This window comes from Psychroserpens luteus, from assembly GCF_015319355.1.
GTDB lineage: Bacteria > Bacteroidota > Bacteroidia > Flavobacteriales > Flavobacteriaceae > Psychroserpens > Psychroserpens luteus.
The window spans coordinates 589,352-613,661 of sequence record NZ_JADILU010000002.1; the positions used below are offsets into that span (position 1 = coordinate 589,352).

Consider the following 24,310-nt stretch of genomic DNA (forward strand, 5'->3'; position numbering starts at 1 on the left):
TCTTATGCCAGATGTAATTAGGCTTCGCCTCGAGCTGGATAGTCTTGATTAATCACATATTCTAAAGAGTTTAAAAGATCTGTAATTCTAGGTCTTGCAAATGGCATCGTTTGTATCGATGACGCATACAGCGTTTGATCTGGTTTAATGATAAACACTCCAGGCTCAATAAAATGCTTAGGTTCTTCTTTTACACCTTCGGAAATGTAAAGACTCCAAGTTCTAGCATCTTCAATCGAAAAATTATAGCCTAAAGGTAATCCATCAATATCCCATTCCTCATAAGTTGCTTTTGCCACGTCCTTAGTATCAGAACTGATAGCAATCACATTAACTCCTTTTTTAGAAAAAGCATCTAAATGTTTTTGAAGCGTTTCTAAATAGGATTTACAGACAGGGCAATGTTTTCCACGATAGAAAATGACCATTGTAAAGTGCTCAGGTTTTTGATCGCTCAATGTCCATTTAGTATCATTAACTAAATCTATATGAATCTCTGGTGTTTTTGTTCTTGGTTTTATCATCGTTTATTTGAATTGGTATTAAAATTTGGGTTCTTGAAAGGGTTCAAATTATTTAATAGTTTCTAAGGCTTTTCCTATTAAAGTTTCACCTTTAATAATTTCGAAAGTTTCCTTATTTGCTGCATCGTCATGTAAAGATCTTACTAATGTTTGCGCAACATCGTCACGTGTAATTTCTCCTTGTTCATTAAGTGATTTTGCTAATTTGATTTTGCCTTCGCCTGCATTATTGGTTAAACTTCCTGGTCTTACAATGGCATAATTTAAATTGGATGATTTAAGATATTCATCTGCATTATGTTTTGCTTTAAGATAATCTTGAAGTTTTTCGCTTTTCTCTGGTTGGTCTGCTCCCATTGAGCTAAGCATTACAAATTTTTTGACATTCCATTTGGAAGATGCATCGACCATTTTTATAGCACCATCTTGATCTACACCTTTTACATTTTTTCCTCCAGATCCTGCTGCAAAAATGACTTTGTCAATGTTTTTAGTGGTATGAGATACATCTTGTTCTAAATCTCCCATAACTGTTTTGACATCGTGAGCTAAAAACTCAGCTTGTTGCTGTTCGTTTCTAACCATTGCAATAGGTTCAAAATATTGAGATGCTTTTAATAATTGAACTATTTTTTTTCCTGTGGTACCTGTGGCACCTGCTACTAATATGTTTTCCATTTGTTTTCTTTTTTACAAGGTGGTGCTTTTACAAGTTTCACCTTAGTTGAGACCATTAAATTGTTAACTCAAATGGATAATTTATATGCATTTAACTCACTGATGTACAACAAATATAAAACTTTGTTAAAAAAAGAATGAACATTCATTTTTTAAATATCTTTGTACCATAATTAAAAGATAATGGCAAAACTTCAAAAAAGTATAGATAAGCGAAATGCATTAGTTAAAGCAACTATAGACTTGGTAAACAATAATGGTTTCCATGCTACGCCTATGAGCAAGATTGCTAAAATGGCAAATGTATCTCCTGCGACAATCTATTTATATTTTGAAAATAAACAAGATTTAGTAAATCAAACCTATATACAAGTAAAAGCAGAATATACTAATTATACTTTTGCGACTTATGAAGATACCATGCCTGTTGAAGCAGGTTTTGCATTGATATGGAATCGTATTGCAGATTTTAAACTTAAAGAGTGCGACAATGCTTTGTTTTTAGCACAATGTGATAATACACCAATGATAGATGAAGAAAGCAGACAAGAAGGTATTAAACATCTACAACCACTACTCGACCTTTGGGAACGTGGTAGAAAAGAAGGCATCATAAAACCAGTATCCGATTATGTGTTGTATGCCTATGCTATTAATCCGTTGTCATTTTTAATGATGACAGAAAAACGTGGCGCATTTCAATTGGATAAAACACATCTTGAAGAAGCCTATGAATCTGCTTGGAGTAGTATAAAAGCTTGTAAATAATATGAAAAAAACAGCAATTATATTAGGAGCTACAGGTTTAACTGGTAGCAGTATTCTTCAAAAACTAATTGAAGATGATCGATATGGCAGTATCAAATTATTTTCACGTTCTAAAATAGAAGGTCTGCCAAAAAAAGTGACACAATTTATAGGTGATCTTTTAGAGCTAGACCAGTTTAAAGCAGATTTTATTGCAGATGAAGTGTATTGCTGTATAGGTACAACAAATAAAAAAACACCCAATAAAGCATTATACAAACAAATAGATTATGGGATTCCAGTGAATGCTGCAAGACTTTCTTCGGAAAATGGCATCCAAACATTCTTAGTGATTTCTGCAATGGGAGCAGATAAAAAAAGTAGTGTGTTTTATAACAAGACCAAAGGAGAAATGGAATATGATGTGTTGCAAGAACAAATTAAACACACTTACATTTTAAGACCTTCATTAATTGGTGGTGATCGTAAAGAAAATAGAACACTAGAAAAGATAGGCTTGGGTGTGTTTAAAATCATCCAACCATTATTTATCGGAACATTAAAAAAATACAAAATAATTGATGCTAAAAATATTGCAAAAACGATGATATACTTAGCAAATAATACAAGTCATTCTGAGGTGATTATAACTTCGGATGAGATCAAAGAACTTTCAGAAAATTAACCAAAAAAAATTGAGAATATGGAATTATTAGACAAATTAAAGTGGAGATATGCTGCAAAAGCGATGAATGGCGAAAAAGTTTCCGAAGATAAAATAGAACGCATTTTAGAAGCTGCACGCTTAGCTCCTACTTCTAGCGGATTACAGCCTTTCGAGATTTTCGTAATTAAAAACCAAGCCATTAAAGAACAAATTAAACCAGTAGCATGGAATCAATCTGTAATAACAGACTGCTCTCACCTACTCGTTTTTGCTGCTTGGGATACTTATACTGCAGAGCGTATTAACCACATGTTTGATTTAACTAATGAAATTCGTGGATTTAAAAATGAAGGATGGGAAAACTACCGTCAGATGTTACTAAGTATGTATCCTCAAAAAGATCCAGAAGAAAACTTTAATCATGCTGCCAGGCAAGCTTACATTGCTTTCACAGAAGCTTTAACTGCTGCAGCTTTTGAAGGTGTGGACGCAACACCATTAGAAGGTTTTGAACCAGATGCTGTAGACAAAATTCTAGGTCTACGTGAAAAAGGTTTACGTAGTGCTGTAATGTTACCAATTGGTTATAGAAAAGAAGATGCAGATTGGTTAGTAAATCTTGTAAAGGTTAGAAAACCTATGGAAGAATTAGTAACTGTAATAGACTAAAAAATAATTATCATGACTAAAACAATTTTATTAAATAATAGACCTAAAGGAAAACCTACAGTTTCAAATTTTGAATTTGTGACTGATGATGCTCAGCTTACAATTTCTGAAGGAGAAATACTTTTAGAAGCAGCTTATGTATCTGTAGATCCTTACTTAAGAGGTCGAATGAGCGATGCAAAATCTTACGTTCCTCCTTTTCAATTAAATGAGCCAATACATTCTGGTGTAGTTGCTAAAGTCATTGCTTCTAAAAACAAAAATTTTGCAGAAGGTGATTACGTGTCTGGTATGTTAAACTGGTCAACGCAACAAATATCAAATGGTGAAGGCTTACATAAAGTAGATGGTTCTAAAGCGCCTTTAAGCACATACTTAGGTGTTTTAGGAATGACAGGATTAACCGCCTATTTAGGATTAACTCAAATTGGAAAACCTGTAGCTGGAGAGACGATTGTTGTTTCTGGAGCAGCTGGAGCTGTTGGTAGTGTTGTTGGTCAAATTGCAAAAATCTTAGGACTAAATGTCATAGGAATTGCAGGAACTGATGAGAAAATTGACATGCTAAAAAACAAGTTTGGTTTTGATGCAGGTATCAATTATAACACCAGTAAAGACATAAATGGAGACCTAAAAAGATTAGCTCCAAATGGTGTAGATCTCTATTTTGATAATGTTGGAGGACCAATATCTGATGCTGTGTTATTCAACATCAACAGATTCGCAAGAATTATAGTTTGTGGTGCTATTTCTGTTTATAATGAAACAGAATTACCGACAAGTATAAGCGTACAGCCATTCTTAGTTAAAAACAGTGCTTTAATGCAAGGATTTATTGTGTCTAATTACGCAGATAAATTCCCAGAAGCGATGCAACATTTATCTACTTGGTTAGCCGAAGGAAAATTAAAATATACAGAAACTATAGTTGAAGGTTTTGATAATATTCCGAATGCTTTTATCGATTTATTTGAAGGTAAAAACAAAGGAAAAATGATAGTAAAAATTTAGATTAAAATAATTAAAAAGAAAAAGAAGATGAACAATTTTGAATTTAAAAACCCAACCAAAATTATTTTTGGAAAGGATACAATAAAACAATTAGAAAAAGAAATACCTCAAGATGCTAAAGTATTATTGCTTTATGGTGGAGGAAGTATCAAGAAAAACGGAATATACGACCAAGTAAAAACAGCGTTATCAAAAGTTGATGTTATCGAGTTTGGAGGAATACCTGCAAACCCAGAGTACGCAACACTTATGGAAGCGTTAAAAGTTGTTAAAGACGAAAATATCACGTATTTATTAGCTGTTGGTGGTGGTTCTGTAATTGATGGAACTAAGTTTTTATCTGCTGCTGCAGTCTATGATGGTGATACGCCTTGGGATATTTTAACTAAAAACATCAAAACTGAAAAAGGAATGCCTTTTGGAACGGTTTTAACGTTACCAGCAACAGGATCTGAAATGAATTCTGGTGCAGTAATTACAAGAGCAGAAACTAAAGAGAAATTAGCAATGGGTGGACCTGGTTTATTTCCTGAGTTTTCTATTTTAGATCCTCAAGTGATTACTTCAATTCCGCAACGTCAATTAGCAAATGGATTAACCGATGCTTTTACTCACGTTTTAGAGCAATACATGACGTATCCAATTGGAGCATTATTACAAGATCGTTTTGCTGAAAGTATTTTACAAACTTTAATTCAAGTTGCACCAACGGTTATAAAAGATCCAACAGACTACAAAGCTGCATCAAACTTTATGTGGAGTTGCACAATGGCTTTAAACGGATTAATACAAAAAGGAGTACCAACAGATTGGGCTGTTCATGCCATTGGACATGAGTTAACTGCTTTATTTGGTATCGATCATGCACGTACGCTAGCTGTCATTGCTCCTAGCCATTACAAGTTTAATTTTGAAGCTAAAAAAGAAAAATTAGCACAATATGGTGAACGCGTTTGGAATATTACTGAAGGAAGTACAGACGATAAAGCTTATGCTGCAATTGAAAAAACAGTAGACTTTTTCCATGAATTAGGAATCGATACAAAACTATCAGATTACACTAAAGATTATGAAGGAACTGCTGAAAAAATCTCGCAACGTTTTACAGATCGTGGTTGGTTAGGTTTAGGAGAACACCAAACATTATCGCCAGACAAGGTTGAAAAAATAGTAAAAATGGCTTACTAAAATTAAAAATGAAATTCATTAAATCAATAGCCTTAACGCTGACTATCATTACAGCATCAAGTTGTAAAGACACAAAAAGCGAAACACCTTCTGAAACAGTTTCAGAAGTAAAAACAGAATTAAAAAAAGATAAAGAAATGAAAATATTATTTGTATTAACATCTCACGATAAATTAGGAGATACAGGAAAAAAAACAGGGTTTTGGGTAGAAGAATTTGCAAGCCCATACTACTCATTATTAGATAAAGGAGCAACAATTACTATTGCCACTCCAAAAGGAGGCGCTGCACCAATTGATCCAAGTAGTGATACTCCAGATGCTGCAACAGAAGCTACAGCGCGTTTTAATAAAGATGCAGATGCAAAAGCTAAAATTGCAAATACTAACAAATTATCAGATATGAATGCTGATGATTTTGACGCAGTATTTTATCCAGGAGGTCATGGTCCATTATGGGATTTGACTAATGATGCGACTTCTGTTGCTTTAATTGAAAAATTTGATCGTCAAGATAAACCAATTGCATTTGTTTGTCATGCTCCAGCAGTATTGAAAGATGTTAAAAATGCAGATGGTACTGCATTAGTAAAGGGTAAAAAAGTTACTGGATTTTCAAATTTAGAGGAAGCAGCTGTAGGATTATCTGCAGTCGTTCCATTATTACTTGAAGATATGCTTATTGAAAATGGTGCATTTTATTCTAATTTAGGAAAATGGGAACCTTATGCTGTGCAAGATGGTAATTTAATTACTGGTCAAAACCCAGCTTCTTCAGAATTGGTTGCTGAAAAATTATTAGAGAGTTTGAAATAGTATACTAGAATTTAAATTTTCCAACAAAAAAGGTTGTCCAAATTAGGCAACCTTTTTTGTTATTAGCAAGTAAAACAATTGGTAGTGTATTTACTTTAAAATCTTACAGCAGAACGTTAATCTTGTGTTCTCTTAAAAGTTTTCATCATTTCAATTGTAGATATATGAGGTCTTCCAGCTGCTTTTTCAAAATCTGAAGTCACATCATTTGCTCCATTTTTAATGCCTTCATAAATTCCTGCAATAACAGTTCCCATAAAATCACCTAATGCAGCAGTTCTTTCAGCTCTATATGCTTTAACAGAAACAGAATTATAGACAAGATTTGTATTAAAAACTTGATTGATATCACTTGCTAGTTGACTTTGTGTAATAGCATCACCAACTAGATTATACACTCGTTTGTTATGTTTTTCTTCTGTTAACATTTTAGCATAAGCCTCACCTAATTCTTCTCGACTTGTGTATGTACATTTTCCATCTGCAGCACAATTTCTTATTTCACCTTCTTTCACATAAGTGTCTAGGTATTCTAAATCTGGTTCAATATAAATTCCATTTCTTCCAATGACCCATTCTAAACCAGAATCTTGTACATCTTTTTCTGTTTGTCTATTACTTTGAACTATAGGGCTAAAAGCATTATTTTCTTCTGCTCCAACGATACTTGTATAGACTATTTTATCAACACCATTCTTTTTTGCTGCTTCAATTACATTTCTATGTTGTATGATTCTTTGATCTGGCTGATCCATTCCTGAAACCAACAATACTACATTGACTCCTTTTAATGCTTCATTAAAATCTTCACGATTATTATAATCTCCTTTTCTAATTTCAACTCCCAAATGCTTTGCTCTTTCTGGTGTGCGTGCAATTCCAATGACATTATCTTTACCAATGATATGGATTAGGTGTTTAACTATTGAAGCTCCTAATTTCCCGCTTGCTGATGTTACTGCGATTACAATATGTGGTATGTCTTTTTGCATGATGATTTTATTGATTTTGTTTGTTATCTACAGCTTTTCTAATGTGTTCGCTATCCCAATGATTATCAAATTCTACAATACCTCTTTTAAAATCTTCATTTAAAAACTTCTCCTGTTGTTCTAACTCTTTCCTTGCTCTAAAAATGTAGTTATCTTCTCTTTTGGGTTCTGAAGCTAAACGTCTTAAACTATCTTCATCATACTTGATAAAATTCTGTACTTGTCTATTTAACGTATATTTTCTGAAACCCATTTTACTCAATACATCTTTAGCTAAGGTTAATGAAGTTTCTAAGGATTCTCGATAGATATTTTCATTTCCAAGATTAAGCAACTCGTAAGCATCATATCGATTTTTAGTACGAATCATGAGTTCTACATGTGGATATTTCTCTTTTACTATTTTGCTAATAGCTTTAGAAACTTCAATCTTATTTGTAGCACAAATAATTATTTTAGCTTCTGCAATTCCTGCAGATTCTAATAGATCGAGACGAGTTGCATCTCCATAATACACTTCGAATCCCATTTTCCGAAGAAAATCAACACGATTAGAATCATGATCTAAAATGGTAGCTTCGACGCCATGGGAACGCAAAAAACGTCCAATGGTACTTCCAAAATGACCAAAACCAACGAGTATTATTTTATGTGATTTAGCAATATGATCCATTGGTCGTTTTACAGATTCTTTAGTACCAATTTTTGGTAGAATAAAACGCTCGTTAATAATACCGATAATTGGTGTAAGTGACATACTAAGCGCTGTTATCACTAACATCATATCCATTTGATCTTGTGATAAAATATTAAGTCCGAATGCAAACGATAATAATACAAAAGCAAATTCTCCAATTTGAGCTAAACTGAAAGTAAGCAGTAATTTTTGGTCTAGCTTTAATTTAAAAATATGACCTGTTATAAATAAAACAACAGCTTTTATAGCGATAATTGCAATTAGAATTCCTCCAATAGTTAACGGACTTTTAGCGATAACAATAAAGTTAATAGATGCGCCAACAGCCATAAAAAACAAACCTAAAAATAAATTTTTAAAAGGCTCGAGTGTGCTTTCTAGTTCATGCTTAAATTCACTATTTGAGAGTACTACTCCACCCAGAAATGCTCCTAAAGCAGGACTTATTCCAACGTATTCCATTAAAAATGAAATTCCGAAAACAATTAAAAAAGCAGCTGCAATTAATAGTTCTCGAACACCTGTTTTAGCTACTTTTCTTAGCATTGGAACTATTAAATAACGACCGGCAACAATGATTAAAACGACTGATAAAATAATAGCTAAAGTTTGAAAACCAATAGGCAGGCTTTCTAATAAATTGGTATGCTCGCTATGTTTTTCTGCGGAAGCATTACCATCTACATTTGATAGCAGTGGAATAAAACCTAACATGAAAATCACGATAATATCTTGAAACAATAAAATGGAAAAAGAAGACGTACCAAATGTAGTATCCATTAATCTTTTTTCTTTTATAGTTTGCATAGCAATTGCTGTAGATGATAATGCCACAGCCATAGAAATAACCAAAGCTACTTTCCACTCAAAACCTAAAACGGAAAACAGTATATACGATAGCAACATGGTTCCTCCTACTTGTATTCCTCCCATCCCAAGTATGGTTTTTCGCATGTTCCAGAAATTTTTTGGTTCAATTTCTAATCCAATTAAAAATAGCATCATTACTACTCCAAATTCTGCAAAATGCAAAATATCTTCCCCTTCATTTCCTATAAATCCTAAAACATAAGGACCAATTAATACACCTGCTAATAAATAACCTATTACAGAGCTTAGACCTAATCGTTTGGCAATAGATACACAAATAATGGCTCCTGCAAGAAAAACTATGGCTTCAAAAAGTATACTTCCAGTCATAGTTTAAGGTGTATTTAATTTATGAATATCGTTTATAAATGAGAATCCTTTACAATCATTATTGGTCAGATTATCTTTAAGTAAAGTAATTAGATTCCCATATTGAATTGCATTTTTGTTTAAATTGTCATCACTTAATTTATGTGTTTCCATTACAGCAAATGGTGGTAAATAACTCATCCCACATAAATTAGCAGTTTGTTCGAATGGTCTTAAAAATTGACGGATTGTAAAGCTATTACTACCTTCTGAACAATAGACTTCTCTAGAGCCACCAGTAGTAATCACATTTAAACAGGTTTTGTTTTGCAAGGCATTACCATTTGGACCATAAGCCCAACCAAACTCTAAAACCATATCTATCCATTGTTTCATTAAAGGAGGGCAACTATACCAATAAAAAGGATGATGCCAAATAATGACATCATGTTTGGTTAATAGTTCTTTTTCAGCAGGAACATCAATATGAAAATCTGGATAACGTTCGTATAAATCATGAAAAGTGACACCTTCCATGTCTTTTATATGATTAACAAGTGCTGTATTTGCTCTAGATTTCTCAAATTTAGGATGGGAAAAAAGCACTAGTATTTTTTTCATATTCAGTCTAGATATTGCACTTTATGTTATGTAGATATTAAATTAAAAGAAATTTTAATTCCTTGGATAATCATACCAGTACCAATAATCGCTATAATTAATCCCATAATTTTTCCAATTACAGAAATCACATTATGACCAACTAATTTAACAATTAAATCACTTAATCTAAATGTGAAATAGGTTAATAGACTCATGGAACCAAATATAAGAATGACTAAAATGATATGTATTGTTTCCACATTAGACACAAAATTCATTGCAGTAACAATAGTTCCTGGTCCTGCTAAAATTGGTATCGCTAAAGGTGAAACAGCAATATTTTCATCTACATGAACGTTATCCAGAGTTTTTACATTAGACTGTTTTGATTGCAGCATGTCGAACCCAATAAAAAAGATCAAAATACCACCTGTAATTTTAAAGGCTGGAATACTGATATTAAACAATTCGAAAATATATTTTCCTAAAAGCACAAAAACAGCTACAATAATAAATGCGATTATATTGGATCGTTTATTGATATCATGTTTTGTTTTCTTATCGGCACCTTGTGTTAAAGACACAAAAACAGTCATGTTTGATATAGGATTCGTTATAGCAAAAAAGGCTGTAAATACCGTAATTGAAAATGTAATTAAGTTATCCATTAATTATGAAATTATAATCTGCAAAAAAATTAAATTACTTCTGTATTACCTAAGTAATTTTGTCTTTTTTTTAAATCGTTTTAATACTATAAAATTGAATCAATTTCTATTCGTTTTATAATATAAGAAATGCTCCAATTAATCACTAAATTAATTGGAGCATTTTACTGAAAAAGTATTTATGACTATTAAAAATCCGATACTTTAAAAGGGTGTTTTCTTGGCGTTTTTTGAATCGTAATCCAATTACTTTTTTTTACAATGAAATTTTCAATTCCGTCTGTAATTCCTGTTACTATTATTGTTTTATTCATGACTTCTACTTGTTCCGTAAAATAGAAAAAGTCACTTCTAACTAATGACTTCTTCAACTATTAATCAATTCTTAAATTATCTAAAAGAAACATCTGTTGTAATAGGTTTAAATCTGGAAATGTAAAATGGTTTTGTAAGTGAATCTTAAAACCCTTCTAAAACTATTTTACCTTTTGCTTTTCCTGTTTCTAAGAAAGCATGAGCTTTACGTAAGTTTTTCGCATTTATAATTCCGAAGTTCTCACCTAACGTGGTTTTAATCGTCCCGTTATCAATTAAAGTAGACACTTCGTTTAAAATATTATGTTGCTCTATCATATCTTCGGTTTGAAACATAGAACGTGTAAACATAAATTCGATATGTGTAGAAACCGCTTTTGCTTTAAAAGGCATCACGTTAAAAGTTTTTGGATCGTCAATAAAACCAAATCTACCTTGTGGTTTAATAAGTTTAGCTATTTCATCTGCGTGTTGTTCGGTTCCGTTTAAACTAACTACATAATCTGGAGCTGCAAGATTGTAGTTCTCTAATTCTTCACTTAATTTATTTCTGTGGTTAATAACTGAATCTGCACCCAATTCTTTTAACCAATCTGTAGTTTCTTCACGAGAAGCAGTACCAATAATATTCAGTTTTGTTAGCTTTTTAGCCAATTGCACTAAAATAGAACCAACACCTCCAGCAGCGCCAATAACTAAAATGGATTTGCTAGCATCCTCTTTTGCAACTTGTAATCTATCAAACAATAGTTCGTAAGCTGTAAGTGTTGTTAATGGTAAAGCAGCAGCTTCCGCATAAGATAAACTTGAAGGTTTTTTACCAACAATACGTTCGTCCACTATTTGATATTGTGCATAACTACCTTGACGTGTAAAATTCCCAGCATACCAAACTTCGTCACCAACTTTAAATAAAGAAACATCATCTCCAACTTCCTTTACAATACCTGTAGCATCCCATCCAATAACTTTCCAATCATCTCCTTCTACTGGCATTCCTGCGCGGACTTTATAATCTACTGGATTTACAGAAATAGCTTTAATTTCTACTAAAATATCTTTTCCAGTAGCTTTTGGTGTGTCTAATTCTATGTCTTGTAATGAATTAACATCTTCGACTGGAAGATTCTCTTTATATCCTATTGCTTTCATTTTTTTGTGTTTTTTTAGATGGAAATGTTTATTTAAACGTCACGATATCTTCAAAGTTTCTTCTTGATTTACCATGTTCTGGATCTGCTTTTCTATACCCAAAAGCAGTCATAAATGATAAACCATATTTATCGGTATCTACTCCAAACTTCTCTTTTAATAATGCTTCTGCTTTTTCTTGGTGAAAACCTTCTATCGGACAAGAATCAATTCCTGTTAAAGCAGCAGCAGTCATCATATTACCTAATGTGATATAGGTTTGTTTTGAAGACCAATCGAATAATTTTTTGTCTGTATCTAAATCGAAATCATTTTCTTGAAATTCTCTGTAGAATTTAGAATACATTTCAATAACATCTTCTGGTAATTGTTTTACATCTTTCATCATGTGCATAATGTAATCTGCATCATGTTTTACCATTGGTGCTTTCATACTTAAACCCAATACAAAATGACTTGCAGTATCTAATTTTAATGGCGCTCCCCAAGCTACAGGTTTTAATAACTCACGTAATTCTTTGTCTTGAACAACAATAAAATGCCAAGGTTCGAAACCAAATGAACTAGGAGATAAATGTGCTGTTTCTAAAATAAATTTCATATCCTCATCGGAAACTTTTTTAGTAGCGTCAAATTCTTTGGTAGCATGTCTAAAATTAAATGCGTTTAATATATCTTCTTTTGCAATGTTTGGTGTATTCATAATTATGTATTATTATCTGATTTATTGTTTTATAATTTATACTATCAAAAGTATAGGGACAAAAGTATATATAGTTTTAGTTTCTCGCAATAACGGTCAAAAAGGATAGTATATAATAAATGTTATAACATATTGATTGATAACTAATTAAATAATAAATAATTTACTATAAAAATTATAGTTGTATTATTTAGTATAGTGCTATATCTTTGTACTATCAGTAAATATAAATATTATAATTTTTTAAATATATTATGTATAAATTCAAAGGAAAAAAATACCCATGTTGCGCAAGTTTAACCATGGGAATTATTGGAGGAAAATGGAAGACAGTCATTTTATTTCATTTAATAGATGGAACACTTCGATACAATGAATTAAGAAAAGAAATGCCAACTGTTACAGAGCGCACTTTAAGCTTACAGCTAAAGACTTTGGAAGAAGATGGAATAGTTAAAAGAAAAGTGTATACATCTAAACCTCCTTTAAAAGTAGAATATTCGTTAACCGATTTTGGAAAAACTTTAATTCCGTTAATCAAATCTATTGCAGATTGGGGAGTTTATGTTGCTGAGGAAAAAGGCGAGATTATAGAATAACTATTTTAGTTGTTGTTCTTAATAATATTTAATCAACTTAGTTTTTCGTTCTAAATTCATTTTTTTAATATTTCTTACCCCATTTTTTATTCACTTTTAATTCATATCCATAGTTCTGTTAAGTTTCAGAAATGGTATCATTTTATTACAGATTTGGTTTTTAAAGCACTTATAGTTTGTCTATCATTTTTACTTACATATTGCATTGCAATTCTGTTTTCTGGTTGGTTATCAAAAGTGTAAAGTACGAATAGAAAAACGAATTCTAAAGGCTTCATTAAAATGTAAACAACATCAGCAACTAGTTTGTTATTGAATATGTGATAATGCTTATGAATTAGATCTCCTACTCTATTATAATTCTTTCTGATGGTTTTATGAATTATAGGATAGTTATCATGAACTAAATCTTCAAAGGCATTAGAAATTAACAATTGCCTATTGCAAATTATTTTATTGCCATTTCGTTCTCCATATCTAATCGGTTTTACTATAAATTGGTGTCCATTTGCTCCTACTGAACACAAGAAATGTCCGCCACATTCAACATTATCGCACAAATGATCTAGTTGTGAAAAACCATGTTTATAGGTTTCTGTAAATGCACTAATAAGACTGTCTGGTTTTTGTCCAAAAAGTAAAAGAAATAGTGATAATAAAATTAATATGGGAACTAAAATTAGAGTTAATGTTGGGTATTTATAAGTTGGTTTAAGTTTCAGGATAAACAAGCTAAATTTTCCGAAGATATGCGTAGAATTCAATTCATGTACTTCTATGTGCTGATTTAATGTCTTTTGGTTTTTGACTAATTCTATACACAGCAATAAAATAATAGGAACATTTCCAAAAAACCAAAATAAAAAGCCAATTTCTATAGGATTAATATGAATGCATAAAAGAATATTAATGATTAACCCAAGTATTAAAAATGAATTCGTAAGAAGCTCAGCTATAGGTGGCAAAATACGTTTTTTAAAAATTGATACGATGTAAAATGCGGTATAAGCTAAAAGCAATATATAGATACCAACTCTGTGTTGAGGAGAAAATAAGGTACTGTCTATGCAACATTCATTTTCTTTCCATAAATCAAAGCTTAGAATAAAAACAAATGGAACAATGGCAACCGTCCAAATTTGAATGACTTTGAATATTGCATCTCTTGTTTTTATTCTGCCTTTATTTAGGAAATAGAAAAAATTAAAAATGATAAAACAAAAAGAAACTAAAATTATTAAGAATAATGGGAATATAGTCATGGATTAAATCACTTATATTTTAAAGATTACTATTTTGTAGTTCACGTATTACATATCGTTTATTAAGATTTGGATATGTAATATGCGCTAAACTACTTTGTATTTCTGAAATGCAGACATCATTATATTTACTTCCTTCATAATAACTTATAGGAACTAATTTGATAATATCATTTTTAAAAAATGGAAAATTAACATTAAACTCTTGTATTAAAGGTATGTCTTGCAGCATTATGGTGTTCTTATATTTATTATTTAGAAGAATTTTCATTTCTTTAACTCTTCCGTTTTTATAGAAAACATCTTCTGATTTTACATAACCATTAACTAAGCTCAATCTAAAAGGTTTTAAAATGGTGTCTTTAGTTTTTAAAACGTCATCAACTGACTTATTAGTATAATAAACATGATTGTCACTATTTCTCAATAGTCTTAGAGTAATTTCTACGTTATCATTTTCTTTAAAAACATAAGCTGTTCCGTAGGTTTTATCAGATAAATTACTATCAGGATAATTATCATTTTTTATATTAGTACTAATATCAAAGTCTAATAATTCTGAATATAAAAGATCTGCTTCAGTACAGCACCTGCCAAACATTTTATCAGACCAAATTTCTACTTCATCTAAAGTTTCAGTATTGTAATATTCAAAAATAGATTGTTTAGGATTAGTATAGTGTTTTATTTGATTGAGTGAAACACTATCGATTTTAGCAATAATTATATTTTCTTTAATTGACTTTTTGTATTCATTATCATCATTAAAATTTAATTTACTATATTTTATTGTAACGGTTTCAGAATTAATACAATCATCATTATTTTCTTCCTTTATTTTAGAATTACAAGACGTTAATAAAATAATTAAGAATAATAAGTGCTTCATTTTAAGCTTTTAACAATCATTTTTATTAAAGATTAAATCATCAAAAAGAATATTATCTAATTGTTCAATAATGGTATCATCTGCTTCGAACTTTGTGTTTAGTAATTGATGTTCTAGTTCTAATTTATATTGTTTTGTAACATCTGGACTTATCCAATAACCATTAAAATTGTTTTTATTTTTGTTTAAAAATAAAGTACCAGTAAAGTTATTTTCAACCATGCAGTAGTTCTTTTTTTGTCGATCTGTGGTGATATCCAATAAAATCCATTTATCTTGATTATCATACTTATACATCGCATTAAAAAATGTTGCTTCTCCTCCACAGGGATTTTCGTGTTCTGTTATGTATAGCGTTATTTTAATCGTTTCGTTTAACACGCCTTTATATAAATTACTATTAATATAACCTGTGTTTAGTATGGTTTCTTCAATATTAGAAACATTGAAATTATCTGCTTTTGATATGGCTGTATTTTCTGAATTTTTTGTCGTGTTTTTATTTTCAAAAGAATTTAAAAGCAAAATGCTAATAACAAAAAAGTATTTGATATTGTTCATATTTTATTCAATTTTAAATATTATTTGTTAAACAATTTATATTCTAAAAAGGTAATATTTATAAATGTAGAAGACTTTTTTAAAATCACATTCATTAAATCACATCAATAACTTTTTCTAAAATATAATGAGTTGTCATCACAAAAACAGCAATAAGAATTATAATTATTAAGCGAATAACTGTTGAGTATCTTCTGTTTTTTAGTTTATGATTTAAGTAAAAAAAATCAATAAGAATAAATAAAAAAGCAATAATAATACCAATGATTGTTCCTATATAAACAAAAGTATATTCATAAACCCAATCAAACATTCTCATGAAATTTGTAGAAGGTTTTGGTTGAGTTCCTAAAATAATATGCATATAAATAAAAGCACATAAAAATGCTATTAATGTTGATATACCATAATTTAAAATCCGTTTTAAAACACTCATAAGCAAATTTGTTGTCGTGTTGAACTGTGTGATTTTATTCAAAATGCATCTTCATTCCTTCATGAGTTGTTTTGAATCCTAAATCTTCATAAAACTTAATGGCTATTGGTCTTTTCTAACTCTTACAGCTTCAATTTGTGCTCTAATCCCTCCTTGATAGGTTAAGTATTGAATAAATGATAAGTGTAACGTTCCAACAATTTCAGGTTTGTTGTTTTCTAAAACAATAAGTTCTTGGTTTTTATCTGCGTTTATATTATCAAACGCATTTGAATATTCTTTAGGCAAAGGTATTTGAAAATTTTCTCGTTTTTGTCCAAATTCATCGTCTGCAATCATTTCAACGATTTTTGCAATATCTTGTGCGGTTGCTTTTCTAATATTCATTATTTCAAATCGTTTAGATGCTTCAATAAAAAGCAAACATCAATTTTTTGCATGCCTATATGTGGATAATAATTTTCAGCATCTGGAGCAGCCAATAAAATAAGAGTTGCTTTTGATGTTTCTTTCTTTGTTAATCTAATGAGTTCCTTTCCTATACCTGATTTTTGGTATACTTTGTCTACTGCTAAATCTGATAAATAAGTACAGTACACAAAATCTGTAACAGACCTTGATATACCTACTAATTTATGATCATCTCTTGCTGTAATAATTAAGTTGGCATTTTCTACCATAGCTTTTATTCTGTCAGAATCATCAATAGGTCGTCGTTCTCCAAGAGTAGATTTGATGAGTAGATCTTTAAACTCAATTGGCGATAAATGATGTTCTACTTGATAGGTTATCATCGTGATTACATTTTGATACTGTTATTTACAGCACTTAAATTACTAATTAAAAACTAAATTGAATCAGTAATAACTCTTAAGATTCAATTTGGTTCTTAGATGGAGTTTAAAACGATTAATTATCGTTTGTTAAACTTTATTTTTAAGGGCATAAATCGCTAACATTACTGAATAGTATAAGCTTCTAAACGTTTTTCTGCGAAATGTTCACTCTGTGATGCATATGATAGTGTACTCAATATTTCTCCTTTTCCATCTTCTCTATAAATATGATCTGTAGAATTTAATTGATTACCATTAACATCACGTATAAAATAATGATTATCTAAACAATAAAAATCACCTAAGTTATCTACTGTAATAATATCTTCGTCATTAGATAGTTTCAAATTATATGAATTAAAACTAATATCATCAATATGACTTACAAAATGCTCTTCATAATTGTTATTCGAGTATTTAATTTTCCCCATTTGATTTATTAAAAAACCTAAAGAGTCTCTTAACATAAAGTTTTGTTCGCCATTTTCAGGTAATAAAGTGTTACCATCATTACCAACGACTATATGTTTAAAGTTATAATAAATAATACCATCTATAGCAGCAGTATGTGTAATATTAACCGTTTCAGTTATAGTTGTTGCTTCAAAATTATTTGTAACGTTGTCTTTAACATAGTATTTATACTCCCAAGAATTCCCTTCTGTTAAAGCATAAAAATTGTTACTTTCAGTGGTTTCGATATCATTTGAGCTACATGAGCAAACCATGAGTAATATCATTAAAATACTAGCAATTTTTTTCATAATTTTTACTTTTTATTGATTTTATTTTCCTTTAACTATTAATACGTTCTTATCAAGCCGAAATTTCACAAAACACATGTTCTATCTCTTTAAAAGCTTTATTCTGAGCAGGTTTTAATAGTGCATCTTTTATTTTATTAGTTACTATTTCTAATATATTTTGATATCTTTTTTGGCTTTTACCAAAATAGGCATTCGTCATTTTGTTAGGTATAATGTAGGTCATCTTTAAAGTGTTTTCGTTTTCAAAATGAACTTTCATACCATGCAGCCCATTTTTTTTAATGACTACACATTGTTCCATTTGCCCATGAGTATTTGTTCTAATGTCCCAACTATCATATTCTTTAGAACATTCAAAAGATGCGACTCTTTTCAAATAGGTATTAAGTGAATCTAAAGTATTGTACTCGCTTTTAATTGTGATTAATTTTTCCATTGGTTCATATATTTTATTTACTAATTAAAAAGCAACTAAACTTATAATGTAGAGTGGCTTTTAGTTTTTTTAATAGTCCATTTCTATAAGTTCTCCATTGAGATTATAACGAAATGTAAATGTGGTACCACCATGTTCTGGTTTTAACATAATTGTATATTCGGTTTTTGATACATCTCCATTTTTTGGAAATTTCACGAAAGCCATATTCAAGGTTGGATTTTCAATCTTTTTATCGGCTGTTAATTGAGCGGTAGATTTTTCGGTTAGTTCTCCTAATTTTGATAAGCTAATTTTACTGTTTAGCTGATACATAAAATCCTCTGCTTTTGAGCCTTCAGGAACTTGAATAGAAATGTCTTGGTTTTGTTGCCAAACACCTTGGGTTTGATTCCATTGACCCATTTTTAAAGAACTAGGATCTTGAGTTACAGTAACACCAACAATATTGCCAATAGATTCATTGTAAACGATACTGATATCTGTAAAATAAGCATCGTCACCAAATTCGCTTTGGATTTGGTTTTGGATGTCTGAAAACCCATCTGCTGTTGCTGGTTGTTTTCCTGATCCTCCTCCACAAGACGATAAAGTCATTGCAGCAATTACTAATACTGTTATACGTTTTAATGTTTTCATTTTAATTGGTTTTTAGTTTATGTTAGTTATTAATCATCATTTTCATTTCCGAAGAGAAAAAATAGAGCTCCACCTCCAGCGATTAAGAGAATTCAAATAATCCATCCCATCGTATTGCCCCAAATATCTATCCATGAAAGTAATCTAATGTTGTAATTAAAAAATGAAAGGACAATAGACATAATGCCTAAAGCTGCAAGTAGCAAACCTCCTTTACCTAGTTTTGATTTAATGGTGTCCATATAATGATTTTATCGATTCGAGATATAAATGTATATGGTAAAAATGAAGAAAGAAATAGTAAATCTATTTTGGAGCATTACGAATCAATAAGCGCGATACTTGATGACTTATTCGTAAAAAGAGAATGATGTAGTGAATTATAAATAATGAAGATTACTGGAGTTTAGCTTTTGTTCCAGTTTAAAAATGTGGATAGAAAAGTTTCTTTTTTTCTTGAAGATACTGGTATTTTCTTTCCGTTTTTTAAATGAATTTGTCCAGATTTATCATATTTATCTATAAACTTTAAGTTGACCATAAACGATTGATGTGGACGCGTAAAATTAGCATTAGAAAGCTGCTCTTCAAATTCTTTTAAGGTTTTTGATACCATGTGTTTTTTACCATCACTACAGTAAAACGTAGTATAGCCTTTATCTGTTTCACAAAATAGTAACTCGTTTAAATCTATCACTTGAAAACTATCATGAAGCGATAATATTAATTGAGAGCCTTCATTTTTCCAGAATTGTTTGACGGTATTAATTTGTTTTTTTTGTTCGGAAATAGGCAATGCATAAACTTTCTTTAATGCTGTTTGAAGTTCTTCTATATCTACAGGTTTTAACAAATAATCTACTGCACCAATTTTTAAAGCTTGAAGAGCGAATTCTTCATAAGCAGTTATAAAGATAACTTTAAAATTGAGGTGTTCTGTCTGGTCTAAAAAATCAAAACCTGTTCCATCTGTAAGATTTATATCAAGAAAAACCAACTCTGGTTTACAAGCATTGGCAACAATTACAGCTTCTTTTACAGATTCACATTCTCCAATGATTTGTGTATTGGTTTCTATTAACTCTAATAAATTGAGTAAACCTTTTCTAATGTATACTTTGTCTTCTACGATTAATGCCTTCATTATACAATATGTTTTTTATAAGGAATTACTAAAGTAACGATGGTACCTTGCTCATTGAATTTTTGCCTGTTTTCAATAGTTATAGAGCCATTGGTTTTAAATTCTTTTGATACTATTTTTAATCGTTCATTAGTTATTGTCGTTGCTAATGATCTTTTATGTTTCTTCTTTTGCTTCTTTTGCTCATCAATACCAATACCATTATCTTTAATCGTACAAATTAAATCTTCATTAGAATATTTAAGTTCGATATCAATTTTTCTATTCTCCTTTTGATTTTGAAAACCATGTTCTATGGCATTTTCAATAAAGGGTTGAATTAGCATTGGAGGAATTTCAAATGCAGTAGTATCTATATTTTCACCTACTAAAATTGTATATTGATATGTCTGGCTTACTTCTAAGTTTTGAAGCTCTAAATAGTTGTTTACAGCTGTTAATTCTTCATGAAGTGGCACCACTTTATCTCTTGAATTTTCTAAAGTAATACGTAATAGTTTTGAAAATTTAGAGAGGTATAAAATAGATTTTTTATTTTCTTTATTTAAAATCATCCCTTGTAAAACAGATAATGAATTAAATATAAAATGTGGCGTCATTTGAGATCGTAATAACTTTTGTTCTATTTCTATATTTTGAGTTTTTGTTTTTTCATTTCGTAGTCTCAAAAAGAAAATTATAGCTCCTAAAACTATAGCTAAAATCAAAAAAGCAATGACTCCAAGAAATAAATTACGCTGTGATTTTTCTAAATTCTGATTGGTATCTTTTACAGTTTTAGTTAGTTTTAATTCTCTAATACTTGCAGAGTCTAAGGCTTGTTTATACTTATATTCGTATTCCAATTGTGTCATTTTCTCTATGTTTTCTTTATTAAACAGACTATCGTTTAATATTTTAAACTCTTGATGACTTTCATATGCGTTCAAATAATTATCTGTTCTACCATAAACAGTAGCTAGAATCCCAGAGGCCATTTTTTGTTGTGCTAACATTTCTAAATCATCAGCTATTCTTTTTCCTTCAAGAGCATGATATAAAGCTAGAGAATTATTTTTCAGTTCAACAAATGTATTTGCCAAACCAATATGAGCATGACACGTATAAATCTTGTCTTCAAGAGATACACTTATATCTAAACAGGTTTTGTAATGTTTTAACGCTATTTCTGGTTGACCCATTGAAAGGCGTAAACCTCCAAGTTGAAAATTACCAGCACTCAATTCTGCTTTATCATTAATTTCTTCACTTATGAGCAAAGACTCTGTCATGTAGTCTAATGCTTTGTCAAATTTATTCAAATCTGCGTATACAGCTCCTATGTTAATTAAGCAACTGGCTATCATACTCCTATTCTGTATTTCTTTACTAAGTTCTAATGATTCTTCTAGATACCTAAGTGTCTTATCATACTGTTTCCATTCATAATAAACTGCGCTCATATTAATAGTCGCTAATGCAATTCCATCCTTGTTATTGTCTTCTCTATGAATAGATAAACACATGTTAAAATATTTTAAAGCTTCTGTGTATTTACCTTGATTGAGGCAAATAGCACCTATATTATTCAAAGAACCTAAGCCTAATTTTTTATTTCCTAATTGTTCCCTAATAACATATGATTGTTTAAAAAAATTGACAGCATCGTCCAAATTCCCTTTTGAATGAGAGATGACTCCTATATTATTTAACATAGAAGCTTGCTGCTCTAAATCACCATTTCGTTTACTGTAATTCAAAACTTTTTCAAAATATTCTAAAGCTTTATCTGGATCATTTTTATTAAGTGCTAAAATACCTAAGCTAATGTATGTCGCGTTAACACCATCTTGATCGTTTATCTCTTCATATAGTTTAAGCGCATTCCAAGCATCCTCTTCAGCCTCATCCAATTCTGATTTTTTTCGATGTTGAATACTTAACCTTATATAACTCCTTGCTTCACCTTTTCTAAAATTCAGTTGCTTTGCCAAATTATTTGCTTCTTGAGCTTTTTCTTCAGATTTTTTGGAGTCAAAACTAGAGTAATTGGCAGAAAGTATATTTAATAAGTTAACCTTAGTAGTATCATTCTCTTTATGGTTTAGTAATACTTTGTTTAAACTATCTATAACTTTCTCTTGTGAAAAACTTAGTGATGGAAAAGACAAAAAGAGAACTAAAAAAACAAGAAATGTTTTGATGATTTTCATATAACTTGAATGATTATTTTTCAATATTTCTTTTTTTCTGAAATACTATCGAAATATATACTAATTATTATAAATTAAACTAACCGCAATCACTTTAATAAAAAGCGTTGCGGTTAGTAAAAAAATGAAACAGACTGTTTTTATTTCACAAACTTTTTTGTGAGTTTACCTGTATCAAAAGTTAGCTCAATAATATAAATTCCTTTTGAGAGCGTTTCAATTACTATGTTGCTTTCTGTACCTACTTTTACTTTTGCGCCAGTAATACTGTAAATAGTATAGTTTTCCAATATAGAATTACCAGATGAGATTACGTTTAACTCATTTGGTGTTGTCACTACAATGACTTCATTTATAAGCTCAAAATCTAAGACACTTAATGCTGCATCTTCAGTTACTGGATTAAAACCTGTCCATAAAGCACCAGGATCTGTAACATATGCTCCCATTGTATTAGCTGGTATGTGTAAATGTATGTTACTTCGGTTACTACTAAATGAATCATTTGCACCTCCAGTAGATATAGTAGGTGGTATTATACTTTCAGAAATAACATCAGCTAATGGATTATTCTTAAAGGCTTGTATGCTAATACTAGTTACGGTATTAGGTATAGTAATACTAGTTAATGAATTATTTTTAAAAGCTCCAAGACCAATATTAGTAACTCCATTAGGTATGGTGACACTTGTCAATAAATTAGTTTCAAAAACACCAAGACCAATATCCGTAACTCCACTAGGTATAATAACATCTGTTAATGAATTTTGAAAAAAAGCATAAACACCTATTGTAGTAACACTATTAGGAATAATAACACTTGTTAATCCATCACCTTGAAAAACCTGATTCCCAATATTAGTAACACTAAATTCGATACAACCACTAACAACAGTAGCAGGTATATCTACAACAGTACCACCTGCTGTATTATAATCTGTTACAGTTACCTCATTATTCGGCGTTCCATTAATTTGATACGTTAGATGATCTACTACAAAAGTACCAGAAAGCCCTTCTGAAACACTATTAAAACCTGTCCATTGAGCAGCTACATATACACTTGCTGTGCCAGATGGTATGGATAAATCAATATTACTACGATCTCCACTAATATGAAACGTATCATTAGCACCCGTAGTTATTGCTGGAGCTGTTGTAGATTCAGATATAACACAAGTTAAAGGGTTATACCGAAATACAGAATCGCCTATGCTTGTAACAGCGTTTGGAATAGTAATATTTGTTAGTTGATTAGAGGTAAAAGCATTATCTCCAATACTTGTAACAGAGTTTGGAATAATAATACTTTGTAATTGATTATTAGAAAAAAGAAAAGCAGAAATACTTGTGATACTGCTGGGAAGTGTAACACTTATTAGTTGATTAAGTTGAAAGGCACCAGCTCCAAGAGTAATAACACTATCTGGAATTGTTATAGTTGTAAGTAGATTTGAATAAAAAGCATAAAACCCAATACTTGTAACACTGTTAGGAATCGTAATACTTGTCAAATTATTTATAAAAAAAGCATATAAACCAATATTTGTAACACTATTAGGAATCATTACACTGGTTAATTGATTTTCTCTAAAAGCATTTACACCAATACTAGTAACAGTATATGTTGTAGTAACAGTACAAACGGTATTGTCAACCATAGATGGTATATCAATATCAGTACCTCCAGCTATATAGTCCTTTACTTCAACAGTATTAGCTGAAGTTATATTATACTCTAAAGTATTGTTATTATTATCAAGTGCTATAAAGGTCTGCGAATACCCAATCACAACTGTAAATAAGGTCATTAAAATAAGTAGTGTTTTTTTCATCATAAATAGGTTTTAAAAGTTTATTTAAAGCCAAAATAAGTTGATAAAACACACTAAGAAATAGGTAATCTTTTTTTGAGTAGTTTGAAACAATAAGCGTTTAGAC

29 protein-coding genes are annotated in these 24,310 nt (G+C 30.3%); 7 read left to right on the plus strand and 22 right to left on the minus strand.

Annotated elements, in window-relative coordinates; translation table 11 throughout:
• Positions 1 to 17: 17 nt before the first annotated feature.
• Both IM744_RS06210 and IM744_RS06215 read right to left on the minus strand, forming a co-directional pair.
• A complete protein-coding gene (locus IM744_RS06210) occupies positions 18 to 524 on the minus strand; it encodes a redoxin domain-containing protein (RefSeq protein ID WP_194507241.1) in 507 nt (168 codons plus the stop codon).
• Between the two features lie 48 nt (positions 525 to 572).
• Entirely contained in the window at positions 573 to 1,202 is a 630-nt protein-coding gene (locus IM744_RS06215) for an SDR family oxidoreductase (protein WP_194507242.1), read from the minus strand.
• Between the two features lie 183 nt (positions 1,203 to 1,385).
• On the opposite strand from IM744_RS06215, the gene IM744_RS06220 reads away from it, so the two are divergent.
• Genes IM744_RS06220 through IM744_RS06245 form a run of 6 tightly spaced genes read left to right on the plus strand, consistent with a single transcriptional unit; the run spans position 1,386 to position 6,299 of the window.
• Complete coding sequence (locus IM744_RS06220) at positions 1,386 to 1,970, plus strand: TetR/AcrR family transcriptional regulator (RefSeq protein ID WP_194507243.1); 585 nt, start codon at positions 1,386 to 1,388, stop codon at positions 1,968 to 1,970.
• Position 1,971: 1 nt separating this feature from the next.
• Positions 1,972 to 2,634: an NAD(P)H-binding protein gene (locus tag IM744_RS06225; RefSeq protein ID WP_194507244.1), complete on the plus strand. Its 663-nt coding sequence runs from the start codon at positions 1,972 to 1,974 to the stop codon at positions 2,632 to 2,634.
• Between the two features lie 18 nt (positions 2,635 to 2,652).
• Positions 2,653 to 3,285, plus strand: coding sequence for an NAD(P)H-dependent oxidoreductase (locus IM744_RS06230; RefSeq protein ID WP_194507245.1), 633 nt, complete (start codon positions 2,653 to 2,655; stop codon positions 3,283 to 3,285).
• 12 nt (positions 3,286 to 3,297) lie between these two features.
• A complete protein-coding gene (locus IM744_RS06235) occupies positions 3,298 to 4,296 on the plus strand; it encodes an NADP-dependent oxidoreductase (RefSeq protein ID WP_194507246.1) in 999 nt (332 codons plus the stop codon).
• A gap of 27 nt (positions 4,297 to 4,323) precedes the next feature.
• Entirely contained in the window at positions 4,324 to 5,484 is a 1,161-nt protein-coding gene (locus IM744_RS06240) for an iron-containing alcohol dehydrogenase (RefSeq protein WP_194507247.1), read from the plus strand.
• Positions 5,485 to 5,492: 8 nt separating this feature from the next.
• A complete protein-coding gene (locus IM744_RS06245) occupies positions 5,493 to 6,299 on the plus strand; it encodes a type 1 glutamine amidotransferase domain-containing protein (RefSeq protein ID WP_194507248.1) in 807 nt (268 codons plus the stop codon).
• A 116-nt stretch (positions 6,300 to 6,415) separates the two neighbouring features.
• Here IM744_RS06245 and IM744_RS06250 read toward each other — a convergent pair whose 3' ends face one another.
• The 7 genes from IM744_RS06250 to IM744_RS06275 form a co-directional block, all read right to left on the minus strand.
• Positions 6,416 to 7,291 (minus strand): SDR family oxidoreductase, encoded by an 876-nt coding sequence (locus IM744_RS06250; RefSeq protein ID WP_194507249.1) that lies wholly within the window; start codon positions 7,289 to 7,291, stop codon positions 6,416 to 6,418.
• A 7-nt stretch (positions 7,292 to 7,298) separates the two neighbouring features.
• A complete protein-coding gene (locus IM744_RS06255) occupies positions 7,299 to 9,188 on the minus strand; it encodes a monovalent cation:proton antiporter-2 (CPA2) family protein (protein WP_194507250.1) in 1,890 nt (629 codons plus the stop codon).
• Between the two features lie 3 nt (positions 9,189 to 9,191).
• On the minus strand, positions 9,192 to 9,788 hold the full coding sequence (gene kefF / locus IM744_RS06260) for a glutathione-regulated potassium-efflux system oxidoreductase KefF (protein WP_194507251.1): 597 nt from the start codon (positions 9,786 to 9,788) through the stop codon (positions 9,192 to 9,194).
• Between the two features lie 26 nt (positions 9,789 to 9,814).
• On the minus strand, positions 9,815 to 10,438 hold the full coding sequence (locus IM744_RS06265) for a MarC family protein (protein WP_194507252.1): 624 nt from the start codon (positions 10,436 to 10,438) through the stop codon (positions 9,815 to 9,817).
• A 188-nt stretch (positions 10,439 to 10,626) separates the two neighbouring features.
• On the minus strand, positions 10,627 to 10,752 hold the full coding sequence (locus IM744_RS20780) for a hypothetical protein (protein ID WP_262892944.1): 126 nt from the start codon (positions 10,750 to 10,752) through the stop codon (positions 10,627 to 10,629).
• Positions 10,753 to 10,897: 145 nt separating this feature from the next.
• Positions 10,898 to 11,905, minus strand: a complete 1,008-nt coding sequence (locus IM744_RS06270; RefSeq protein WP_194507253.1) for a zinc-binding alcohol dehydrogenase family protein — start codon at positions 11,903 to 11,905, stop codon at positions 10,898 to 10,900.
• 28 nt (positions 11,906 to 11,933) lie between these two features.
• Positions 11,934 to 12,608, minus strand: a complete 675-nt coding sequence (locus IM744_RS06275) for an NAD(P)H-dependent oxidoreductase (RefSeq protein ID WP_194507254.1) — start codon at positions 12,606 to 12,608, stop codon at positions 11,934 to 11,936.
• Between the two features lie 254 nt (positions 12,609 to 12,862).
• Here IM744_RS06275 and IM744_RS06280 point away from each other — a divergent pair, with 254 nt between their 5' ends.
• Positions 12,863 to 13,207, plus strand: a complete 345-nt coding sequence (locus IM744_RS06280; RefSeq protein ID WP_194507255.1) for a winged helix-turn-helix transcriptional regulator — start codon at positions 12,863 to 12,865, stop codon at positions 13,205 to 13,207.
• 137 nt (positions 13,208 to 13,344) lie between these two features.
• Here IM744_RS06280 and IM744_RS06285 read toward each other — a convergent pair whose 3' ends face one another.
• The 13 genes from IM744_RS06285 to IM744_RS06345 all read right to left on the minus strand — a co-directional run bounded on the left by IM744_RS06285 (position 13,345) and on the right by IM744_RS06345 (position 24,204).
• Positions 13,345 to 14,469, minus strand: coding sequence for a DUF6688 domain-containing protein (locus tag IM744_RS06285; protein ID WP_194507256.1), 1,125 nt, complete (start codon positions 14,467 to 14,469; stop codon positions 13,345 to 13,347).
• A 19-nt stretch (positions 14,470 to 14,488) separates the two neighbouring features.
• Entirely contained in the window at positions 14,489 to 15,358 is an 870-nt protein-coding gene (locus IM744_RS06290; RefSeq protein ID WP_194507257.1) for an NADase-type glycan-binding domain-containing protein, read from the minus strand.
• Between the two features lie 9 nt (positions 15,359 to 15,367).
• Positions 15,368 to 15,919: a hypothetical protein gene (locus tag IM744_RS06295; RefSeq protein ID WP_194507258.1), complete on the minus strand. Its 552-nt coding sequence runs from the start codon at positions 15,917 to 15,919 to the stop codon at positions 15,368 to 15,370.
• A gap of 94 nt (positions 15,920 to 16,013) precedes the next feature.
• Entirely contained in the window at positions 16,014 to 16,355 is a 342-nt protein-coding gene (locus IM744_RS06300; RefSeq protein ID WP_194507259.1) for a hypothetical protein, read from the minus strand.
• Between the two features lie 102 nt (positions 16,356 to 16,457).
• Positions 16,458 to 16,742 (minus strand): GNAT family N-acetyltransferase, encoded by a 285-nt coding sequence (locus tag IM744_RS06305; RefSeq protein WP_241738292.1) that lies wholly within the window; start codon positions 16,740 to 16,742, stop codon positions 16,458 to 16,460.
• On the minus strand, positions 16,742 to 17,149 hold the full coding sequence (locus IM744_RS06310) for a GNAT family N-acetyltransferase (protein WP_194507260.1): 408 nt from the start codon (positions 17,147 to 17,149) through the stop codon (positions 16,742 to 16,744). The genes IM744_RS06305 and IM744_RS06310 overlap by 1 nt, the downstream gene beginning before the upstream one ends.
• 164 nt (positions 17,150 to 17,313) lie before the next feature.
• Positions 17,314 to 17,955 carry a hypothetical protein gene (locus IM744_RS06315; RefSeq protein WP_194507261.1) on the minus strand — a complete coding sequence of 214 codons (642 nt, stop codon included), beginning with the start codon at positions 17,953 to 17,955 and terminating at the stop codon, positions 17,314 to 17,316.
• 52 nt (positions 17,956 to 18,007) lie between these two features.
• Positions 18,008 to 18,394, minus strand: coding sequence for a hypothetical protein (locus IM744_RS06320; RefSeq protein WP_194507262.1), 387 nt, complete (start codon positions 18,392 to 18,394; stop codon positions 18,008 to 18,010).
• 69 nt (positions 18,395 to 18,463) lie between these two features.
• On the minus strand, positions 18,464 to 19,033 hold the full coding sequence (locus IM744_RS06325; RefSeq protein ID WP_194507263.1) for a hypothetical protein: 570 nt from the start codon (positions 19,031 to 19,033) through the stop codon (positions 18,464 to 18,466).
• Between the two features lie 92 nt (positions 19,034 to 19,125).
• Positions 19,126 to 19,275: a hypothetical protein gene (locus IM744_RS06330; protein WP_194507264.1), complete on the minus strand. Its 150-nt coding sequence runs from the start codon at positions 19,273 to 19,275 to the stop codon at positions 19,126 to 19,128.
• A 164-nt stretch (positions 19,276 to 19,439) separates the two neighbouring features.
• The gene (locus tag IM744_RS06335) at positions 19,440 to 20,177 is read right to left on the minus strand and encodes a LytR/AlgR family response regulator transcription factor (protein WP_194507265.1); all 738 of its coding nucleotides are present in this window, start codon (positions 20,175 to 20,177) and stop codon (positions 19,440 to 19,442) included.
• Entirely contained in the window at positions 20,177 to 22,369 is a 2,193-nt protein-coding gene (locus tag IM744_RS06340) for a tetratricopeptide repeat-containing sensor histidine kinase (RefSeq protein ID WP_194507266.1), read from the minus strand. Before IM744_RS06340 ends, IM744_RS06335 begins: the two co-directional genes overlap by 1 nt.
• Before the next feature lie 140 nt (positions 22,370 to 22,509).
• Positions 22,510 to 24,204, minus strand: coding sequence for a leucine-rich repeat domain-containing protein (locus tag IM744_RS06345; protein ID WP_194507267.1), 1,695 nt, complete (start codon positions 24,202 to 24,204; stop codon positions 22,510 to 22,512).
• Positions 24,205 to 24,310 lie beyond the last annotated feature (106 nt).

Excerpts from the sequence above, each read along its gene's own strand:
- IM744_RS20780 (WP_262892944.1), bottom strand. The coding sequence starts at position 10,752 with ATGAATAAAACAATAATAGTAACAGGAATTACAGACGGAATTGAAAAT.
- IM744_RS06265 (WP_194507252.1), bottom strand. The coding sequence starts at position 10,438 with ATGGATAACTTAATTACATTTTCAATTACGGTATTTACAGCCTTTTTT.
- IM744_RS06225 (WP_194507244.1), top strand. The coding sequence starts at position 1,972 with ATGAAAAAAACAGCAATTATATTAGGAGCTACAGGTTTAACTGGTAGC.
- IM744_RS06345 (WP_194507267.1), bottom strand. The coding sequence starts at position 24,204 with ATGAAAAAAACACTACTTATTTTAATGACCTTATTTACAGTTGTGATT.
- IM744_RS06285 (WP_194507256.1), bottom strand. The coding sequence starts at position 14,469 with ATGACTATATTCCCATTATTCTTAATAATTTTAGTTTCTTTTTGTTTT.
- IM744_RS06290 (WP_194507257.1), bottom strand. The coding sequence starts at position 15,358 with ATGAAGCACTTATTATTCTTAATTATTTTATTAACGTCTTGTAATTCT.
- IM744_RS06240 (WP_194507247.1), top strand. The coding sequence starts at position 4,324 with ATGAACAATTTTGAATTTAAAAACCCAACCAAAATTATTTTTGGAAAG.
- IM744_RS06335 (WP_194507265.1), bottom strand. The coding sequence starts at position 20,177 with ATGAAGGCATTAATCGTAGAAGACAAAGTATACATTAGAAAAGGTTTA.
- IM744_RS06310 (WP_194507260.1), bottom strand. The coding sequence starts at position 17,149 with ATGATAACCTATCAAGTAGAACATCATTTATCGCCAATTGAGTTTAAA.
- IM744_RS06215 (WP_194507242.1), bottom strand. The coding sequence starts at position 1,202 with ATGGAAAACATATTAGTAGCAGGTGCCACAGGTACCACAGGAAAAAAA.
- IM744_RS06315 (WP_194507261.1), bottom strand. The coding sequence starts at position 17,955 with ATGAAAAAAATTGCTAGTATTTTAATGATATTACTCATGGTTTGCTCA.
- IM744_RS06340 (WP_194507266.1), bottom strand. The coding sequence starts at position 22,369 with ATGAAAATCATCAAAACATTTCTTGTTTTTTTAGTTCTCTTTTTGTCT.
- IM744_RS06300 (WP_194507259.1), bottom strand. The coding sequence starts at position 16,355 with ATGAGTGTTTTAAAACGGATTTTAAATTATGGTATATCAACATTAATA.
- IM744_RS06255 (WP_194507250.1), bottom strand. The coding sequence starts at position 9,188 with ATGACTGGAAGTATACTTTTTGAAGCCATAGTTTTTCTTGCAGGAGCC.
- IM744_RS06280 (WP_194507255.1), top strand. The coding sequence starts at position 12,863 with ATGTATAAATTCAAAGGAAAAAAATACCCATGTTGCGCAAGTTTAACC.
- kefF (WP_194507251.1), bottom strand. The coding sequence starts at position 9,788 with ATGAAAAAAATACTAGTGCTTTTTTCCCATCCTAAATTTGAGAAATCT.
- IM744_RS06275 (WP_194507254.1), bottom strand. The coding sequence starts at position 12,608 with ATGAATACACCAAACATTGCAAAAGAAGATATATTAAACGCATTTAAT.
- IM744_RS06235 (WP_194507246.1), top strand. The coding sequence starts at position 3,298 with ATGACTAAAACAATTTTATTAAATAATAGACCTAAAGGAAAACCTACA.
- IM744_RS06325 (WP_194507263.1), bottom strand. The coding sequence starts at position 19,033 with ATGAAAACATTAAAACGTATAACAGTATTAGTAATTGCTGCAATGACT.
- IM744_RS06220 (WP_194507243.1), top strand. The coding sequence starts at position 1,386 with ATGGCAAAACTTCAAAAAAGTATAGATAAGCGAAATGCATTAGTTAAA.
- IM744_RS06270 (WP_194507253.1), bottom strand. The coding sequence starts at position 11,905 with ATGAAAGCAATAGGATATAAAGAGAATCTTCCAGTCGAAGATGTTAAT.
- IM744_RS06320 (WP_194507262.1), bottom strand. The coding sequence starts at position 18,394 with ATGGAAAAATTAATCACAATTAAAAGCGAGTACAATACTTTAGATTCA.
- IM744_RS06295 (WP_194507258.1), bottom strand. The coding sequence starts at position 15,919 with ATGAACAATATCAAATACTTTTTTGTTATTAGCATTTTGCTTTTAAAT.
- IM744_RS06245 (WP_194507248.1), top strand. The coding sequence starts at position 5,493 with ATGAAATTCATTAAATCAATAGCCTTAACGCTGACTATCATTACAGCA.
- IM744_RS06230 (WP_194507245.1), top strand. The coding sequence starts at position 2,653 with ATGGAATTATTAGACAAATTAAAGTGGAGATATGCTGCAAAAGCGATG.
- IM744_RS06210 (WP_194507241.1), bottom strand. The coding sequence starts at position 524 with ATGATAAAACCAAGAACAAAAACACCAGAGATTCATATAGATTTAGTT.
- IM744_RS06330 (WP_194507264.1), bottom strand. The coding sequence starts at position 19,275 with ATGGACACCATTAAATCAAAACTAGGTAAAGGAGGTTTGCTACTTGCA.
- IM744_RS06305 (WP_241738292.1), bottom strand. The coding sequence starts at position 16,742 with ATGAATATTAGAAAAGCAACCGCACAAGATATTGCAAAAATCGTTGAA.
- IM744_RS06250 (WP_194507249.1), bottom strand. The coding sequence starts at position 7,291 with ATGCAAAAAGACATACCACATATTGTAATCGCAGTAACATCAGCAAGC.